Here is a 17671-nt window from a genome sequence, read left to right as displayed (position 1 = left end):
TCGGGGGTCGAGCGGGCGCTGCTAAGCGCTTGCTTACCCTCGCGCACGGCGCTCCCTGCGTCAACCGTGTCCCGTGTCTCACCGAGCCAGGTCCGGCGAATCGGGTTCGGCCGGCTCGGCTCGGGTCACGACCCGAGCCGAGTGGACCGAATCCGATTCGCGGGGGCTACGCGGTCCGGCGCACCCGGCGCAGGACCGAGGAGCCCAGCCGCGCGCCGGTGCGGACCATCGGGTCGACGACCTCGCCGACCTCCTTGATGCCGAGCAGCGCGGCGACGGTGAAGTAGAAGAACGCGAAGACGGCGCCGCCCGCGACGAGGGGGACGAGGGCGTCGAGCCGGCTGTCACCGAGGAACCGCTGGCAGCCGAGGACGACCAGCCAGGCCACCCCGCCCGCGACGGCCGAGGCCACGCCGATCCGCAGCCAGGCGCGCACGACGCGCATCCCGCCGAGCCGGCCGATCCGGCGCCGGATGAACCACAGCCCGAAGAGCGAGGAGAGGACGTTGCTCACGACGATGCCGCCGCCGATGACCGGGACGACGTACTCCACCGGCACGAACAGCAGCGCGGCGAGGTTGACGAGGGTCGCCGACCCGGTGAGGACGCACTGCTCGGCGAACGCGGTCCGGCCGTCGTCGTGCGCGTAGAGGTAGCGCTGGTTGAGCACGTCGACACCGAACGGCACGACGCCGAGGGCCATGGTCGCGAGGACGAGCGCCGACGCGCCGACGTGCGCGTGGAAGAGCAGCTGGCAGATCGGGACCGAGAAGACGAGCAGCACCACCGACATCGGCAGGGTGAGCGCGGTCGGGACGGTCAGCCCGGCGACGTAGTCGCGGCGCAGGGCCGGGTGGTCACCGCGGTGGGCGGCCGCCGCGATCCGCGGGTACATCGCGGTGATGAACGACAGGGCGACGAACGAGTGCGGCATCTGGAAGACGAGCAGCGCGTTCGAGTAGACCGTCACCCCCGGGATGAAGTTCGCCGCGGTCTGCTGGTCGGACGCCGTCGTCATGATCTTCGACGCGACGACGAACCCGACCTGCGACACGGCGAGCGCGGCGAAGGCCCAGCGCGCGATCTTCGACGCCTGGTCGAGCCCGACCCCGCGCAGCCCCCAGCGGGGCGTGAAGCGGAACCCGCTGCGCCACAGGGGGACGAGCAGCACGATGCCCTGCACCGCGATCGATGCGGTCGCCGTCCCACCGAGCCACCAGACCATCGACGGGGTCCACTGGTCCGGCGCGACCTGGCGCGGGAAGAGCACGAGGAACGACACGAGCCCGGCGATGGCCACGACGTTGGCGATCGCCGGTGACCAGCCGAAGGCGAGGAAGCGCCCGCGCGCGCCGAGGACCTGTCCGAGCAGCGCGTAGACGCCGTAGAAGAAGATCTGCGGCAGCGTGAGGAACGCGAAGAAGACGGCCAGCTCGAGCGTGCGCCCGGAGAAGTCGGTCATCACCCGCATGAGCAGGGCGGCTCCCGCGGTGCAGACGATGGTCACGACGAGGATCGCCGTACCCCCGACGGTGAGGATCCGGTCGGTGAACTCCCGCCCGCCGTCCGGGTTCTTGGCCGCCTTGACCAGCTGCGGGATGAGGACGGAGTTGAGCACCCCGCCGGCGATGATCATGTAGATGACGTTGGGCAGCGTGTTGGCCGCCGTGAACGCCTCACCGGCCAGCGCGACGCCGACGGCCGAGACGATGAGCGACTGGCGCAGGACCCCGAGGACGCGCGAGACGATCGTCCCCGACGCCATGGCCAGGCTGCCGCGGGCGACCGACGTCTGCGGCTGCTGCTCCGCGTCCTGCTCGACGACCGGGGTCGACCCGGTCGGCGGGTCGACCGGGTCGACGGGGCGGGCGCCGTCGGTCGGTGCGGAGGTCATCGCTCAATCCTCCATCAGGGCCGCGATCCGGGCGGCGGTGGCACGCCGGTCCGCCCGTCCCACCCGCGCCTCGACGACCCGCAGGCCCGGGCGGTCGTCGGCGAGGGCGGCGCGCAGCCCCGCGACGTCGGTCACGAGCCCGTACGGCGTCCCGCTCGCCGCGCACAGCGCCCGCAGGTCGGCGTGGTGCGGCGTCGCGAACACCCGCTCGAAGGCTCGCGCGTAGCCGGGCGCCCCCTGCTCGAGACCGGCGAAGATCGAGCCGCCGTCGTCGTTGACGACGACGAGGGTGAGGTCGGGACGCGGCTCGTCCGGCCCGAGCACCAGCCCGTTCGCGTCGTGCAGGAACGTCACGTCGCCGAGCAGCGCCAGGCTGCGCGGGCGGCGCCCGTCGGGGGCCGCGGGGCGGCCGAGCGCGACCCCCAGCGCGGTGGAGACCGTCCCGTCGATGCCGGCCAGACCCCGGTTGCCGACGACCAGGCGGTGCTCACCGGGCGGGTACGGCGCCAGCACGAGGTCGAGGTCGCGCACGGGGTTGGACGACCCCACGACGAGCGTGCAGCCCGGCCCGGTGGCGGCGCCGACCTCGCGCGCGACCTGCAGCGGGTCGAGCCCCGGCAGCCCGTCGACGAGGGCGTCGAGCCGGGCCGACAGCGCCGCGTCGGCCGCCTGCCAGCGCGCGAGCCAGGCCGCGTCCTCGGGCGCCGGGACGACGCCCTCGGGCACGGCCGGCAGGCCCGGCAGGTGCCGGGCGACCCGCGCCGGGTCGGTCACGACGCCCCCGGCTCCGGGGACCGCGAGCACCTCGAGGTCGGCGCGGGAGATCAGCCGGGTGACCGGCCGGGACAGCGTCGGGTGACCGGTGACGAGCACCCGCTCCACCTCGGCGCCCAGCGGTCCGCCGAGCAGCAGCCGGTAGGTGCGGATCGCGTTCGCCCCCGCGCGCGAGCCCGACGTCGGCTCGGCCAGCAGCGGCCACCCCATGGCCTGGGCCAGCACCCGCGGCCCCGGGCCGGCGTCGTCGCCGGCGACGACGACCGTCCGCGGGCCGACCGGCAGCGGCTCCGCCGCGTCCGTACGACGCCGCCGCGGGGCCTCCTCGTCGGGCGCGCCCCCGCCCGGCCACCAGACCCCGGCGGGCTCGGGCAGCAGCGGCTCGCCGAGCTGCAGGTTGAGCTGGCTCGGGCCCGGTCGCTGCGTCGCCGCGAGCGCGGCGGCCCGGACCTCCTGCTCGCCCGCGTCGACGGCGAGGTCGGCGCAGGGGGCGAAGACGCCGTACAGGCCCTCCTGCTCGGTGGTCTGGTTGGCGCCGGTGCCGCGCAGCGCGGCCGGCCGGTCGGCCGAGACGACGACGAGCCGCCGGCCGCTGTGGTGCGCCTCCATCACCGCGGGCAGCAGGTTCCCCACGGCCGTGCCGGACGTCGTGACGACGGCGACGGGGCGCCGCGACCCGACCGACAGCCCGAGGGCGAGGAACCCGGAGCTGCGCTCGTCGAGGCGCACGTGCAGCCGCAGGTCGCCGGCGGCGTCGGCCGCGTGGAGGGCGAGGGCGAGCGGCGCCGACCGCGACCCCGGGGAGAGGACGACGTCGCGCACCCCGCCGTCGACGAGGGCGCGCAGGAGGGTCACCGCACGGTCGGCCGAGGTCACGGCCCCCATTCTCCCGCGCCCGGCGCCGCCCCGCGGCCGTGGCCCCCGCCGCCGCGGCCGGCGTGGAAGGCTGACGGCATGGAGCTGCGCATCTTCACCGAGCCCCAGCAGGGGGCGTCGTACGACGACCTGCTGGCCGTCGCCCGCGCGAGCGAGGAGTGCGGCTACGCCGCGTTCTTCCGCAGCGACCACTTCCTCGCGATGGGCGGTGACGGGCTGCCCGGGCCGTCGGACTCGTGGGTGACGCTGGGGGCGCTGGCCCGCGAGACCTCGACGATCCGGCTCGGCACCCTCGTCACGAGCGCGACGTTCCGCCACCCGGGGCCGCTCGCCGTCGCGGTCGCCCAGGTCGACGTGATGAGCGGCGGCCGGGTCGAGCTCGGGCTCGGGGCGGGCTGGTTCGAGGCCGAGCACGCGGCGTACGGCATCCCGTTCCCGCCCCTCGGTGAGCGCTTCGACCGGTTCGAGGACCAGCTGGCCATCGTCACGGGGCTGTGGCGCACGCCGGTGGGGGAGCGGTTCTCCTACGCGGGGCGGCACTGGTCGGTCACCGACTCTCCGGCCCTGCCCAAGCCCGCCACCCCGCAGGGGCCGCCGATCATCGTCGGCGGCGGCGGGAAGAAGCGGACGCCCGCGCTCGCGGCGCGCTACGCCGACGAGTTCAACGTCGGCTTCACCACCCCGCAGAAGGTGGGGGAGCAGTTCGCGCGGGTCCGGGCGGCGTGCGAGGCCGCCGGCCGCGACCCGGGCTCGCTCGACTGGTCCGTGGCCGTCACCGTCGCCTGCGGGCGCGACGACGCGCAGGTACGACGCCGCGCCGACGCCATGGGCCGCGACCTCGACGAGCTGCGTCGCGACGGCGTCGCCGGGACCCCCGCCGAGGTCGTCGACCGGCTCGGCGCCTACGCCGAGGTCGGGGTGCAGCGGACCTACCTGCAGGTCCTCGACCTCGCCGACCGCGACCACCTCGAGCTCGTCGCCGCCGAGGTCATGCCGCAGGTCTGAACGCCCGAGGACCTCACGTGGGGTGTCGTCAGCTCGCGGTGGCGGTGAGGGCGTCGCGCATGGGGACGAGCTTGGCGTCGGACTCGGCCACCTCGGCCTCGGGGACCGACCCGGCGACGATGCCGCACCCGGCGTAGAGCCGCACGGCACGCGGGTCGTCGTCGTCGATCCGGCCGCACCGCAGCGCGATGCCCCACTCGCCGTCGCCGCTGCGGTCCATCCAGCCGACCGGTCCGGCGTACCGCCCGCGGTCCATCCCCTCCAGCTCGGCGATGAGGGCGACGGCCTCGGCGGTCGGGGTCCCGCCGACGGCCGCCGACGGGTGCAGCGACGCGGCGAGCCCGAGCGAGCTGACGGCGTCGGCGCTGACGCCCGTGACGTCGGTCGCGAGGTGCATGACGTTGCTGAGGTGCAGGACGAACGGCGACTCGGGCACGTTCATCGACGAGCAGTGCGGGGCGAGCGCGTCGGCGACCGAGCGCACGGCGTACTCGTGCTCCTCGAGGTCCTTGCTCGACCGCGCGAGGCCACCGGCGAGGGCCAGGTCCTTGACGTCGTCGCCGGTGCGGCGGATCGTCCCGGCCAGCACCCGCGACGTGACGAGGCCCTGGTCGCGGCGCACGAGCAGCTCCGGGGTCGCGCCGACGAGCCCGCCGACGGCGAAGGTCCACGTCGTGTCGTAGCGCGCGGCCAGCTGCTGCAGCACCCAGCGCGCGTCGACGGGCCGCCGCGCCACGGCCAGCAGGTCGCGGGCGAGGACGACCTTGTCGACGTCGCCGCGGTTGATCCGGCGCACGGCCTCGGCGACCGAGCCGGCCCACTGCACCGGCTCCTGCGCGCCGTCGGCGAACGCGACGTCGTACGGCGCCTCGGGCGCTGGGGCGGGGGCGACCACCGGCAGGCGCGAGGCCCCCGCGCCGGCGTACGCCGTCGTCACCCACCAGCGCGAGCCGCGTCGCCCCACGGTGACGGCCGGCACGACGAGCCGCGCCTCCTCGGCGGAGTCGTCGGCGAAGGGGAAGGAGCCGAAGACGACCGCACCGGAGCCGGGTAGCCCGACCTCGTCGCGGACCGAGGCGTGCGCGGCCACCGCCGACCACCAGTCCTGGGCCTCGGCGAAGCGCTGCGGGCCGCGGGTGCGGCACTCGGCGGCGACGCCCCAGCCGACCAGGCCCTCGCCGCGGCGCACCCAGGAGACGACCTCGGACGCGGCCAGCCCCGCCGGCAGCAGCGCGAGGAGCGGGCCGGGGTCCTCGAGCGGGACGCTGCGCACGACCAGTGGCGTGCCGGGGGCGGCGGCCGGGTCGGAGGGCGTCGGGAGCGCGGCGGTCGACACGCTTTCCAGCGTACGGCGACCCCGGCGGCCGCACCGGGGCGGTCGCCGGGGGCCCACCGCGAGATGCGTCACGGCCTGGGAGGATGGGCGCATGAGCCGCGCCAGCCTGGAGAAGCAGCCCGCCGAGGTCGCGCGGATGTTCGACACCGTCGCCGAGAAGTACGACGTCACCAACGACGTCCTCTCGCTCGGGCAGGACCGGCTGTGGCGCAAGGCGACCGTGCGCGCCGTCGGGGCCCGGCCGGGGGAGGCCGTGCTCGACATCGCCGCCGGCACCGGGACCAGCTCGGAGCCGTTCGCCGACGCCGGGGTGCAGGTCGTCCCCGCCGACTTCTCCGTCGGGATGCTGCGCGTCGGCCGCCGCCGCCGCCCCGACCTGCCGTTCACCGCCGCCGACGCGATGAACCTGCCCTTCGGCGACGACTCGTTCGACGCCGTGACGATGTCCTTCGGGCTGCGCAACGTCGAGGACCCGGCCGCCGCGCTGCGCGAGTTCCTGCGGGTGACCAGGCCCGGTGGGCGGCTGGTGGTCTGCGAGTTCAGCCAGCCGACCAACGGCGCCTTCCGCCAGGTCTACGTCAACTACCTCATGCGGGCGCTGCCGCCGATCGCGCGGCGCACCTCGAGCAACCCCGACTCCTACGTCTACCTCGCCGAGTCGATCCGGGCCTGGCCCGACCAGCGCGGGCTCGCCCGCACGGTCGAGGAGGCGGGCTGGTCCGACGTGCAGTGGCGCAACCTCACCGGCGGCATCGTCGCCCTCCACCGCGCGACGAAGCCGGTCGCCTGACGCGCGGTGTCGGCACTGTCGAGGCCCCGGTGCCCCGGCGGCGCGGACGCAGGGTCACGACTTAGGACAGCCTCAACTGCGGTCCCGACAGCACGGGCATAGACTCGCCAGGAGTTCGTGAAGATCTTCACAAGCAAGCGAAGGCGACTCCCCCGATGTCCCCCAGCACCACCACCGGCACCCGCGACGCGCGCGACACCGCGCGCGAGACGGTGCACGCGGACGTCGTCGTCGTCGGAGCCGGCCCCGGGGGCAGTGCCACCGCCGCCTACCTGGCCGACCACGGCCTCGACGTGGTCCTGCTCGACAAGGCGACCTTCCCCCGCGACAAGATCTGCGGCGACGGCCTGACCCCGCGCGCGACCAAGGAGCTCATCTCCCTCGGCGTCGACACGACCGGGTGGCAGCGCACCAAGGGCCTGCGGATCAGGGGCGGCGGGCGCACCCTGCAGCTCGACTGGCCCGAGACCGACACCTTCCCCGGCTTCGGCCTGGTCCGCACCCGCGGCCAGCTCGACGAGGCCCTCGCCCGGCACGCGCAGGCGCGCGGTGCACAGCTGCACGAGCGGACCGCCGTGACCGGCCCGGTCCACGACGCCGCCGGCCGGGTCCGAGGGGTGACGGCGCGTCGTACCCCCGAGGGGGGTGGCCGCCCCGTCGAGGTGACCTACCGAGCCCCCGTCGTCATCGCGTCCGACGGTGTCTCCAGCCGCCTCGCGACGGCCGCCGGCCGCCCGAAGCGCACCGACCGCGTCATGGGCGTCGCCGTCCGCGCGTACTACTCGACGCCCCGGCGCGACGACTACCTCGAGAGCCACCTCGAGCTGTGGACCCGCGGCGACGACGGCCGCCGGATCCTCATGCCGGGCTACGGCTGGATCTTCCCGCTCGAGGACGGCCGCGCCAACGTCGGCCTCGGCACGCTGGACACGACGCCCGCCTTCCGCAACACGGACTACAAGGACGTGATGCGCAAGTGGGTCGAGGACATCGAGCCCGACTGGCACCTGACCCACGACGAGTCGTCCGGCCCGATCCGCGGCGCCGCGCTGCCGATGGGCTTCAACCGCGCCCCGCTCTACGCCGACGGGCTGCTGCTCGTCGGCGACGCCGGCGGCATGGTCAACCCGTTCAACGGCGAGGGCATCGACTACGCCCTCCAGGCCGCCCGCGTCTCCGCCGAGGTCGTCGCCCAGGCGCACGCCCGGCGCACCGACGCCGGCCGCGAGCGCGTCCTCGCCCGCTACCCGCGCGTGATGAAGGACGAGCTCGGCGGCTACTTCACCCTCGGCCGCTGGTTCGCCCACGCGATCGGCCACCCCGAGGTCATGCGCCTCGCCACCCGCTACGGCCTGCCGGTCACCCCGCTCATGCGGGTGCTGCTCAAGGTCATGGCCAACCTCCCGCAGCAGCGGGGCGGCGGCGTCGACGACGCCTTCGTGCGGACCATCTCGCGACTGGCCCCCGATGCCTGACCCCGCCGTACGGCGCCCCCGTACCGTCACCCCTAGGATGGGACGGCCCGTGCGGACGACGCCCGCCCCCACGCTGCCGCACCACCGCCGAGACCGTTCCCCCGGAGGCACCCCGTGAACCAGTGGATCCCGCTCCTCTTCCTCCTGGCCCTCGGCTTCGGGTTCGCGGCGCTGTCGATCGGCACGAGCCTCGTGGTCGGCCCCAAGCGCTACAACCGCGCCAAGCTGGAGGCCTACGAGTGCGGCATCCAGCCCACCCCGCACGCGCGGGGCGGCGGCCGCGTGCCGATCAAGTACTACCTCACGGCGATGCTGTTCATCGTCTTCGACGTGGAGAGCATCTTCCTCTATCCGTTCGCCGTGGCCTTCAACCAGCTCGGACTGTTCGCGCTCGTCGAGATGGTCCTGTTCATCCTCACCGTGTTCGTCGCCTACGCCTACGTCTGGCGTCGGGGCGGGCTGGACTGGGACTAGGAGAATCACATGGGACTCGAGGAGAAGCTGCCCGCCGGCTTCCTGCTGACGACGGTCGAGAACCTCGCCGGCTTCATGCGCAAGTCGTCGATGTGGCCCGCCACCTTCGGGCTGGCCTGCTGCGCCATCGAGATGATGGCCGTCGGCACCCCCGACTACGACATCGCCCGCTTCGGCATGGAGCGCTTCGCCGCGACCCCGCGCCAGGCCGACCTGATGATCGTGGCCGGCCGGGTGAGCCAGAAGATGGCCCCCGTCGTGCGCCAGGTCTACGACCAGATGAGCGACCCGAAGTGGGTCATCTCGATGGGCGTCTGCGCCAGCTCGGGCGGCATGTTCAACAACTACGCGATCGTCCAGGGCGTCGACCACGTCATCCCGGTCGACGTCTACCTGCCGGGTTGCCCGCCGCGCCCGCAGATGCTGCTCAACGCGATCCTCACGCTGCACGACCAGATCCTCGAGATGCCGCTCGGCGTCGACCGCGTCCAGGCCGCCCGCGCCGCGGAGCGCGCCGCGATGGAGGCCACCCCGACCCACGCCATGAAGGGGCTGCTCGCCTGATGGCCGACCAGACCACCCCGCGCCCCGAGGGGACCCCGGGCACGACGGAGCACGCCGACAGCCAGGAGGGCGCGCTCGAGCAGGGCGTCACCGCCTACGCGGGCGCCGTCGACACCACCCCCGTCCAGATCGCCCACCGCACGGGCATGTTCGGCCCGCGCCAGGGCGAGGACACGAGCGGGTACGGCGGCCTGCAGGCGCCGGTGCTCTTCCCCGGCGCCTCGCCGCGCCCCTACGGCGGCTGGTTCGACGAGGCCGCGGACGCCCTCGAGCGGGCGCTCGTCGGCGGCTCCGCCTCGTTCGGCGAGGCCGTCGAGCGGGTCGTCGTCGACCGCGGTGAGCTGACCCTCTTCGTGCGCCGCGAGCACCTCGTCGAGGTCGCCCGCACCCTGCGCAACGAGGCCGCGCTGCGCTTCGAGATCTGCCTCGGCGTCTCGGGCGTGCACTACCCGCAGGAGACCGGCCGCGAGCTGCACGCGGTCTACCACTTCCTGTCGATCACCAACGGCAGCCGCCGGCTGCGCGTCGAGGTCACCGCCCCCGACGCCGACCCCCACATCCCCTCGATCGTCGAGGTCTACCCGGCCAACGACTGGCACGAGCGGGAGACGTGGGACATGTTCGGGATCCAGTTCGACGGCCACCCGGCCCTGACCCGGATCCTCATGCCCGACGACTGGCCGGGCCACCCGCAGCGCAAGGACTACCCGCTCGGCGGCATCCCCGTCGAGTACAAGGGCGCCACCATCCCACCGCCGGACCAGCGGAGGTCGTACTCCTGATGACCACCACCAGCAGCACCAACGAGACCACCGACGGGTACGGCGACCCCTACGCCGCCACCGGGTCGGACGACACCGAGGGCGCGCGCGTCTACAACGCGTCCGGCGGCGACTGGGACGACCTCGTCGAGGAGGCCGCGGCCCTGCACGACGAGCGCATCGTCGTCAACATGGGCCCGCAGCACCCGTCGACCCACGGCGTCCTGCGGCTCATCCTCGAGCTCGACGGCGAGACGGTGACCGAGACCCGAGCGGGGATCGGCTACCTGCACACCGGCATCGAGAAGAACATGGAGTTCCGCACCTGGACCCAGGGCGTGACGTTCTGCACCCGCATGGACTACCTCACGCCGATGTTCCAGGAGACGGCCTACTGCCTGGCCATCGAGAAGCTCCTCGGCATCACCGACCAGGTCCCGGAGCGGGCGAGCATCATCCGCGTCCTCATGATGGAGCTGACCCGGATCAGCTCCCACTTCGTGGCGATGGGCACCGGCGGCATGGAGCTCGGCGCGACGACGGTCATGACCGTCGGCTTCCGCGAGCGCGAGCGCATCCTCAAGGTCATCGAGCTCATCACCGGCCTGCGGATGAACAACGCCTACATCCGCCCCGGCGGCGTGGCGCAGGACCTGCCCAACGGCGTGGTCTCCGAGATCCGCGACATGGTCGAGGGCGTGCGCGGCGGCCTGCACGAGTTCGAGCTGCTCCTCACCGAGAACCCGGTCCTGCGGGGCCGCACCGTCGACGTGGGCTACCTCGACCTCACCGGGTGCATGGCCCTCGGGATCACCGGTCCCGTGCTGCGCTCGACCGGCCTGCCGCACGACCTGCGCAAGGCCGAGCCGTACTGCGGCTACGAGACGTACGACTTCGACGTCATCACCCGCGACAGCTGCGACGCCTACGGGCGACTGCGGATCCGCATCGACGAGATCCACGAGTCGCTGAAGATCATCGAGCAGACGATCCCGCGCCTCGAGGCCACCGCCGGCCAGCCGGTCATGGTCCAGGACAAGAAGATCGCCTGGCCGGCCCAGCTCGCCGTCATGTCGGACGGCCAGGGCAACTCTCTGGACCACATCCGCGAGATCATGGGCGAGTCGATGGAGTCCCTCATCCACCACTTCAAGCTGGTGACCGAGGGCTTCCGCGTCCCGCCCGGCCAGGCCTACGCGGCCGTCGAGAGCGCCAAGGGCGAGCTCGGCTGCCACCTGGTCTCCGACGGCGGCACGCGCCCCTACCGCGCGCACTTCCGCGACCCGTCCTTCAACAACCTGCAGGCCACGGCCGCGATGTGCGAGGGCGGCCAGATCGCCGACGTCATCGTCGCCGTCGCCTCGATCGACCCCGTCATGGGAGGGGTGGACCGCTGATGTCCGCGTCCGATCTCCACACCCCGCAGACCGCCGAGGGCCACCTGCGCGTCCCGGCCGAGAGCAAGGCGCCGTACGACGCCGCGACCGAGGCCCGGCTGCGCGCCGACGCCGCCCAGGTCATCGCGCGCTACCCGATCAAGCGCTCGGCGCTGCTGCCGCTGCTGCACCTCGTGCAGTCCGAGGACGGCTACGTCTCCGGTCGCGGGATCGCGCTCTGCGCCGACCTGCTCGAGCTGGAGACGGCCGAGGTCAGCGGCGTGGCGACGTTCTACACGCAGTACAAGCGCCACCCCAACGGCGACTACACCGTCGGGGTCTGCACCAACACGCTGTGCGCGATCATGGGCGGCGACCTCATCTGGGAGCGCCTGTCCGAGCACCTCGGGGTGGGCCACGACGAGACGACGCCCGACGGGAAGATCACCCTCGAGCGCGTCGAGTGCAACGCGGCGTGCGACTACGCCCCGGTGGTCATGGCCAACTGGGAGTTCTTCGACAACCAGACGCCCGAGTCCGCGACCCGCCTCGTCGACGACCTGCAGGCCGGCCGCGAGGTCGTCCCCACCCGCGGCGCCGACACGGTCGCGACCTTCAAGCAGGTCTCGCGGGTCCTCGCGGGCTTCCTCGACGGGCGCGCGGACGAGGGCGTCGGGGCCGGGCCGGCCTCGGTCCTCGGTCTGAAGATCGCCCACGAGCGCGGCTGGAGCGCCCCGGCGTCCGCCGACGAGGCGCGCGAGCACGCCGCCCAGGACGCGTCGCCCGTCGGTGAGGCCGGCGGCCTCGCCCACGGCCTGCGCGAGTCGACCGACTCGCACGCCAACGCGCCGGACGAGAAGCCCGGCGAGGCCACCTCGACCCGCAAGGAGGGCGAGCAGTGAGCACCCGGCTGACCCCGATCCTCACGAAGTTCTGGGACCACCCGCAGTCCTGGACCCTCGCGACCTACGAGGACCACGAGGGGTACGACGCCCTGAAGAAGGCCCTGGGGATGTCCCAGGCCGACCTCGTCGCCCTGACCAAGGACTCCGGCCTGCGCGGCCGCGGCGGCGCCGGCTTCCCGACCGGCATGAAGTGGGGCTTCCTGCCCCCGCCGGACGGCGGCCCGCGCTACCTCGTCGTCAACGCCGACGAGTCCGAGCCCGGCACGTGCAAGGACACGCCGCTGATGATGGCGGCCCCCCACTTCCTCATCGAGGGCGTCGCCATCACGTCGTACGCCATCGGCTGCGACCACGCCTTCATCTACCTGCGCGGCGAGCTCGTGCACGTGTACCGCCGCCTGCTGCGCGCGGTGGAGGAGGCGTACGCCGCCGGCCACCTCGGCAAGAACATCCACGGCTCGGGCTTCGACCTCGACGTCACCGTGCACGCCGGCGCCGGCGCCTACATCTGCGGCGAGGAGACGGCCCTGCTCGACTCGCTCGAGGGCCGTCGCGGCCAGCCGCGCCTCAAGCCGCCGTTCCCGGCCGTCGCCGGCCTCTACGCGCGCCCGACGGTCGTCAACAACGTCGAGTCGATCGCGTCGGTCCCGCCGCTGCTGCTGCACGGCTCGGACTGGTTCAAGGCCATGGGTACCGAGAAGTCGACCGGCTTCGGCATCTTCAGCCTCTCCGGCCACGTCACCCGCCCCGGCCAGTTCGAGGCCCCGCTCGGCATCACGCTGCGCGAGCTGCTCGACCTCGCCGGCGGGATGCGCGAGGGCAAGCGGCTGAAGTTCTGGACCCCGGGCGGCTCCTCGACGCCGCTCTTCACCGACGAGCACCTCGACGTGCCGCTCGACTTCGAGTCGGTCGGCGCGGCGGGCTCGATGCTCGGCACCCGCGCGCTGCAGATCTTCGACGAGACGACCTGCGTCGTGCGCGCCGTCGAGCGGTGGACCGACTTCTACAAGCACGAGTCCTGCGGCAAGTGCACGCCGTGCCGCGAGGGAACGTGGTGGCTGGCGCAGATCCTCGAGCGCCTCGAGCACGGCCCGGCCGGCGCCGCCTCGCGCGCCGACTTCGACAAGCTGCTCGACATCTGCGACAACATCCTCGGCCGCTCGTTCTGCGCCCTCGGTGACGGTGCCACCTCGCCGATCACCAGCAGCCTGCAGTACTTCCGCGAGGAGTACGAGGCGCACCTCGACGTCGACGGCTGCCCGTTCGACCGTGACGCGTCGGTGTACTTCGCCGGCTCGACCAGCAAGGAGACCGCGTCCGCATGACGACGACACCCGTCTCGCCCGCGGTGGGCCCGACGACGAACAGCCCGTCGTCCGGCGGCAACTCGGTGAGCACCGGCGGCAACGCCCAGGCGCCGGCGGTCGCCGACGGCGTCGCCGTGACCATCGACGGCATCCCCGTCTCGGTGCCCAAGGGCACCCTGGTCATCCGGGCCGCCGAGGAGGTGGGGATCCAGATCCCGCGCTTCTGCGACCACCCGCTGCTGGAGCCGGTCGGCGCCTGCCGCCAGTGCCTCGTCGAGGTCGCGACCCCGGGCCCCGACGGCTCGCTGCGCCCGATGCCCAAGCCGCAGGCCTCGTGCACCATCACGGTGTCCGAGGGCATGGCGGTCAAGACGCAGAACACCAGCCCGGTCGCCGACAAGGCGCAGCACGGCGTCATGGAGCTGCTGCTCATCAACCACCCGCTCGACTGCCCCGTCTGCGACAAGGGCGGCGAGTGCCCCCTGCAGAACCAGGCGATGAGCAACGGCCGCGCGGTGTCGCGGTTCGAGGACGTCAAGCGCACCTACCCCAAGCCGATCCACATCTCGGCCCAGGTGCTGCTCGACCGCGAGCGCTGCGTGCTGTGCGCCCGCTGCACCCGCTTCTCCGACCAGATCGCCGGTGACCCGTTCATCGCCCTCGTCGAGCGCGGGGCGCTGCAGCAGGTCGGCATCTACGAGGAGCAGCCCTTCGAGAGCTACTTCTCCGGCAACACCGTCCAGATCTGCCCGGTCGGCGCGCTCACCGGGGCGGCGTACCGCTTCCGCTCGCGCCCGTTCGACCTCATCTCCACGCCGACGGTGTGCGAGGGCTGCGCCTCCGGGTGCTCGCTGCGCACCGACCACCGCCGCGGCGTCGTGCTGCGCCGGATGGCGCTGGACGACCCGGCGGTCAACGAGGAGTGGAACTGCGACAAGGGTCGCTGGGCCTTCCAGTGGCCGACCCTCGCCGACCGTCTCGAGACCCCGCTGGTGCGCGACGAGGACGGCCAGCTGCGGGCCGCCGGGTGGCCGGAGGCCCTCGAGGTCGCCGCCGCCGGGCTGCGCCGGGCCAAGGCCGCAGGCGTGCTCGTCGGCGGCCGCGGCACCGCCGAGGACGCCTACGCCTACGGCAAGTTCGCGCGGATCGCCCTGCAGACCAACGACATCGACTTCCGCGCCCGGCCGCACTCGGCCGAGGAGGCCGACTTCCTCGCCGCGCACGTCGTCTCGACCGGCCCCGACGCCGGCGGGATCACGTACGACGACCTCGAGCACGCCCCGGCCGTCCTGCTCGTCGGGTTCGAGCCCGAGGACGAGAGCCCGATCGTCTTCCTGCGCCTGCGCAAGGCGGTCCGTCGCCACGCCCAGAAGGTCACGGCGATCGCGCCGTACACCTCGCGGGGCCTGCGCAAGCTCAACGGTTCGCTGGTGCCGACGGTTCCCGGCCAGGAGGCCGTGGCCCTCACCGCGCTCGGCGTCACCGAGGCCGGGGCGGCCGCCGAGGCCGCCCTCGCCGACGGCGGGGTCATCCTCGTCGGCGAGCGCCTGGCCACCGTGCCGGGGGCGCTCACCGCGGCCGCCGAGCTGGCGACCCGCACCGGCGCGCGCCTCGCGTGGGTGCCGCGCCGCTCGGGCGAGCGGGGTGCGCTGGAGACCGGCGCGCTCGGCTCGCTGCTGCCGGGCGGACGCCTCGTCACCGACACCGCCGCCCGCGCGCAGGTCGCCGAGGTGTGGGACGTCGTCGGGCTGCCGGACTCGCCGGCGCGCGACACGGCCGGCATCGTCGCCGCGGCCTGCCGGGGGGCGGTCGACGCCCTCGTCGTCGGCGGCGTCGACCCCGACGACCTGGCGCAGCCGGGCATCGAGGAGGCGCTGGCCAAGACGTTCGTCGTCTCGCTCGAGGTCCGTCGCTCCGCGGTGACCGAGGTCGCCGACGTCGTCCTCCCGGTCGCGCCGACCGCCGAGAAGGCCGGCACGTTCGTCGACTGGGAGGGTCGCCTCCGGCCCTTCGCGGCGGCGCTCGAGACCAACGCGCTCAGCGACCACCGGGTCCTGGACATGCTCGCCTCGGAGATGAACGTCTTCCTCGAGACGCGCACCCAGGCGCAGATCCACGCGCAGTTCGAGGCGCTCGGTCCGTGGTCGGGCGAGCGTCCCGTCCTCACCGACGGCCACGCGCCGGCGCCCGCCGCCCCGGCCGAGGGCCAGCTCGTCCTCGCGACCTGGGCCACCCTGCTCGACAAGGGCCGGATGCAGGACGGCGAGCCGCACCTGGCCGGGACGGCGCCGCGCGCCGTCGCCCGGCTCTCGCCGACCGACGCGGCCGCCCTCGGCGTGGCCGACGGCGACGTCGTCGAGGTCACCACCGGCCGGGGGAGCGGACGCGTGCGCGTGCCGGCCCTCCTCACCGACGACCTCGTGCCCGGCGTCGTGTGGCTGCCCACCAACAGCGCCGGCTGCGCCGTCCGGGCCACCCTCGGCGCGGTGGGGGGCGACCCCGTCACCGTCACCCGCGTCGCCGGCGCCGCCGTGCCCACCGCGACCCTGCCGACGGCGACCCGGCCGACGGCCACCCACCAGCAGGAGGCTCGCTGATGTCCCAGCTCGCCACCCTCGCCCCCACCCTGGTCTCGTCGCTCCCGACGCTGCCGGGCGTGGAGGCGCCGAAGGCCGACTTCACCGACACCCCCTGGTGGCTGTCGCTGGTCAAGGCGCTGATGGCGTTCGTCTACCTGCTGCTGAGCACGCTGCTCGTCATCTGGTTCGAGCGTCGCGTCATCGGTCGCATGCAGCAGCGTCCCGGCCCGAACCGCACCGGCCCCTTCGGCCTCCTGCAGACCCTGGCCGACGGCGCGAAGCTCATGCTCAAGGAGGACATCACCCCGGCCAACGCCGACAAGGTGGTGTTCACGCTCGCGCCGCTGATCTCGGCGACGATGGCCTTCGTCTCCTTCGCCATCATCCCGTTCGGTGACAAGGCCTGGATGTTCGGGCACCTGACCCCGCTGCAGGTCACCGACCTGCCGGTCGCGGTCATCGTCGTGCTCGCCGTCGCCTCGGTCGGCGTCTACGGCATCGTGCTCGCGGGCTGGTCGTCCGGGTCGACGTACCCCCTGCTCGGTGGTCTGCGCTCGACCGCCCAGGTCATCTCCTACGAGATCGCCATGGGCCTCGCGCTGGTCGCCGTGTTCCTCTACAGCGGCTCGATGTCGACCTCGCAGATCGTCGCCGCGCAGGACCGCTTCTGGTACTTCATCCCGGCGTTCCTGTCCTTCGCGGTCTACGTCGTCACGATGCTCGGCGAGACCAACCGGCTGCCCTTCGACCTCGCCGAGGGCGAGGGCGAGCTGACCGGTGGCTTCCACACCGAGTACTCCTCGATGCGCTTCGCCATGTTCTTCCTCGGCGAGTACATCAACATGTTCGTCGTGTCGGCGCTGGCCACCACCGTCTTCCTCGGCGGCTGGCGCGCCCCGATCGGGATCTCGTCGATCAACGGCGGCATGTTCAACGAGGGCTGGTGGGGCGTCCTGTGGTTCACCGCCAAGCTCTGGCTCTTCATCTGGGGCTTCGTGTGGGTCCGCGGCTCGCTGCCCCGCGTGCGCTACGACCAGTTCATGCGCTTCGGCTGGAAGGTGATGATCCCCGGCACCCTCGTCTGGGTCGTCGTCGTCGCCTTCATCCGCGGGGCCCAGAACGGCTGGTTCGGCCAGGGCACCTTCGTCCTCGGCGCCCTGCAGTTCCAGACCGCGACGCTCTTCGTCGTCGGCATCATCGCCGTGCTGGCCCTCGCCGGCGCCTGGGTCTGGGACCTCAAGCGGGCCGAGCAGGAGGAGCAGCTCGCGGCGCGCAAGCCCCCGACCGAGGTCGACCCGTTCGCGGGCGGCTTCCCCGTCCCGCCGCTGCCCGGCCAGCGCCTCGTCGAGCCCGCCCGCCCGGTCACCGCCGGCCTGGTCGGCTCGAGCAGCACGCCGGCCGTCGGCGCCGGCGGCACGTCCACCCGTCCCATCCCCCGAGCCAAGGAGGACGGTCGTGGCTGACGACGCCACCCCGCCCCAGCCGCCCGCCGAGCGTCCCGTACGCCGCCCCGTCCCCTCCGCCGGGGACGGGCGCGCGTCGGCCGCCTCGAGCA

The 17671-nt window shown here is 73.7% G+C and carries 14 protein-coding genes; 11 read left to right on the top strand and 3 right to left on the bottom strand.

All coding sequences use genetic code 11. From position 1 onward, the window contains the following. Positions 1 to 166 precede the first annotated feature (166 nt). Together murJ and menD are read right to left on the bottom strand one after the other, a co-directional pair. The gene (murJ, locus tag FB458_RS03550; RefSeq protein WP_141846833.1) at positions 167 to 1894 is read right to left on the bottom strand and encodes a murein biosynthesis integral membrane protein MurJ; all 1728 of its coding nucleotides are present in this window, start codon (positions 1892 to 1894) and stop codon (positions 167 to 169) included. Positions 1895 to 1897: 3 nt separating this feature from the next. Continuing rightward, positions 1898 to 3553: a 2-succinyl-5-enolpyruvyl-6-hydroxy-3-cyclohexene-1-carboxylic-acid synthase gene (gene menD / locus FB458_RS03545; protein WP_141846831.1), complete on the bottom strand. Its 1656-nt coding sequence runs from the start codon at positions 3551 to 3553 to the stop codon at positions 1898 to 1900. 69 nt (positions 3554 to 3622) lie between these two features. Here menD and FB458_RS03540 point away from each other — a divergent pair, with 69 nt between their 5' ends. Further along, the gene (locus FB458_RS03540) at positions 3623 to 4549 is read left to right on the top strand and encodes a TIGR03560 family F420-dependent LLM class oxidoreductase (protein ID WP_141846829.1); all 927 of its coding nucleotides are present in this window, start codon (positions 3623 to 3625) and stop codon (positions 4547 to 4549) included. Between the two features lie 28 nt (positions 4550 to 4577). Here the strand turns inward: FB458_RS03540 and FB458_RS03535 are convergent, their stop codons facing one another. After that, on the bottom strand, positions 4578 to 5885 hold the full coding sequence (locus FB458_RS03535; protein ID WP_246061043.1) for an isochorismate synthase: 1308 nt from the start codon (positions 5883 to 5885) through the stop codon (positions 4578 to 4580). Positions 5886 to 5976: 91 nt separating this feature from the next. Here FB458_RS03535 and FB458_RS03530 point away from each other — a divergent pair, with 91 nt between their 5' ends. The 10 genes from FB458_RS03530 (at position 5977) to nuoH (ending at position 17579) form a co-directional block, all read left to right on the top strand. Further along, on the top strand, positions 5977 to 6675 hold the full coding sequence (locus tag FB458_RS03530; RefSeq protein ID WP_141846825.1) for a demethylmenaquinone methyltransferase: 699 nt from the start codon (positions 5977 to 5979) through the stop codon (positions 6673 to 6675). A 155-nt stretch (positions 6676 to 6830) separates the two neighbouring features. Next, complete coding sequence (locus FB458_RS03525; RefSeq protein ID WP_141846823.1) at positions 6831 to 8150, top strand: geranylgeranyl reductase family protein; 1320 nt, start codon at positions 6831 to 6833, stop codon at positions 8148 to 8150. A 114-nt stretch (positions 8151 to 8264) separates the two neighbouring features. Beyond that, entirely contained in the window at positions 8265 to 8624 is a 360-nt protein-coding gene (locus FB458_RS03520; protein WP_141846821.1) for an NADH-quinone oxidoreductase subunit A, read from the top strand. A 9-nt stretch (positions 8625 to 8633) separates the two neighbouring features. Further along, on the top strand, positions 8634 to 9188 hold the full coding sequence (locus tag FB458_RS03515; RefSeq protein ID WP_141846819.1) for a NuoB/complex I 20 kDa subunit family protein: 555 nt from the start codon (positions 8634 to 8636) through the stop codon (positions 9186 to 9188). Further along, on the top strand, positions 9188 to 9970 hold the full coding sequence (locus FB458_RS03510; RefSeq protein WP_141846817.1) for an NADH-quinone oxidoreductase subunit C: 783 nt from the start codon (positions 9188 to 9190) through the stop codon (positions 9968 to 9970). The genes FB458_RS03515 and FB458_RS03510 overlap by 1 nt, the downstream gene beginning before the upstream one ends. Further along, positions 9970 to 11346, top strand: coding sequence for an NADH-quinone oxidoreductase subunit D (locus tag FB458_RS03505; protein WP_141846815.1), 1377 nt, complete (start codon positions 9970 to 9972; stop codon positions 11344 to 11346). Before FB458_RS03510 ends, FB458_RS03505 begins: the two co-directional genes overlap by 1 nt. Further along, positions 11346 to 12227 carry an NADH-quinone oxidoreductase subunit NuoE gene (gene nuoE, locus FB458_RS03500; RefSeq protein ID WP_141846813.1) on the top strand — a complete coding sequence of 294 codons (882 nt, stop codon included), beginning with the start codon at positions 11346 to 11348 and terminating at the stop codon, positions 12225 to 12227. Before FB458_RS03505 ends, nuoE begins: the two co-directional genes overlap by 1 nt. Next, a complete protein-coding gene (gene nuoF / locus FB458_RS03495) occupies positions 12224 to 13555 on the top strand; it encodes an NADH-quinone oxidoreductase subunit NuoF (RefSeq protein WP_141846811.1) in 1332 nt (443 codons plus the stop codon). The genes nuoE and nuoF overlap by 4 nt, the downstream gene beginning before the upstream one ends. Next, on the top strand, positions 13552 to 16134 hold the full coding sequence (locus tag FB458_RS03490; protein ID WP_141846809.1) for an NADH-quinone oxidoreductase subunit G: 2583 nt from the start codon (positions 13552 to 13554) through the stop codon (positions 16132 to 16134). Before nuoF ends, FB458_RS03490 begins: the two co-directional genes overlap by 4 nt. Then, positions 16134 to 17579: an NADH-quinone oxidoreductase subunit NuoH gene (nuoH, locus tag FB458_RS03485; protein ID WP_141846807.1), complete on the top strand. Its 1446-nt coding sequence runs from the start codon at positions 16134 to 16136 to the stop codon at positions 17577 to 17579. Before FB458_RS03490 ends, nuoH begins: the two co-directional genes overlap by 1 nt. Positions 17580 to 17671: the final 92 nt, after the last annotated feature.

It is taken from the genome of Lapillicoccus jejuensis, from assembly GCF_006715055.1.
GTDB classification, from domain to species: domain Bacteria; phylum Actinomycetota; class Actinomycetes; order Actinomycetales; family Dermatophilaceae; genus Lapillicoccus; species Lapillicoccus jejuensis.
Note: the sequence above shows the minus strand (reverse complement) of the source record. Positions and strands in the feature narration are given on the sequence as shown.

Bases quoted from the DNA above. Each gene is read 5' to 3' on its own strand.
- nuoE (WP_141846813.1), top strand. From the start codon at position 11,346: ATGTCCGCGTCCGATCTCCACACCCCGCAGACCGCCGAGGGCCACCTG.
- FB458_RS03505 (WP_141846815.1), top strand. From the start codon at position 9,970: ATGACCACCACCAGCAGCACCAACGAGACCACCGACGGGTACGGCGAC.
- FB458_RS03540 (WP_141846829.1), top strand. From the start codon at position 3,623: ATGGAGCTGCGCATCTTCACCGAGCCCCAGCAGGGGGCGTCGTACGAC.
- FB458_RS03525 (WP_141846823.1), top strand. From the start codon at position 6,831: ATGTCCCCCAGCACCACCACCGGCACCCGCGACGCGCGCGACACCGCG.
- FB458_RS03515 (WP_141846819.1), top strand. From the start codon at position 8,634: ATGGGACTCGAGGAGAAGCTGCCCGCCGGCTTCCTGCTGACGACGGTC.
- menD (WP_141846831.1), bottom strand. From the start codon at position 3,553: ATGGGGGCCGTGACCTCGGCCGACCGTGCGGTGACCCTCCTGCGCGCC.
- FB458_RS03490 (WP_141846809.1), top strand. From the start codon at position 13,552: ATGACGACGACACCCGTCTCGCCCGCGGTGGGCCCGACGACGAACAGC.
- FB458_RS03510 (WP_141846817.1), top strand. From the start codon at position 9,188: ATGGCCGACCAGACCACCCCGCGCCCCGAGGGGACCCCGGGCACGACG.
- murJ (WP_141846833.1), bottom strand. From the start codon at position 1,894: ATGACCTCCGCACCGACCGACGGCGCCCGCCCCGTCGACCCGGTCGAC.
- nuoH (WP_141846807.1), top strand. From the start codon at position 16,134: ATGTCCCAGCTCGCCACCCTCGCCCCCACCCTGGTCTCGTCGCTCCCG.
- FB458_RS03530 (WP_141846825.1), top strand. From the start codon at position 5,977: ATGAGCCGCGCCAGCCTGGAGAAGCAGCCCGCCGAGGTCGCGCGGATG.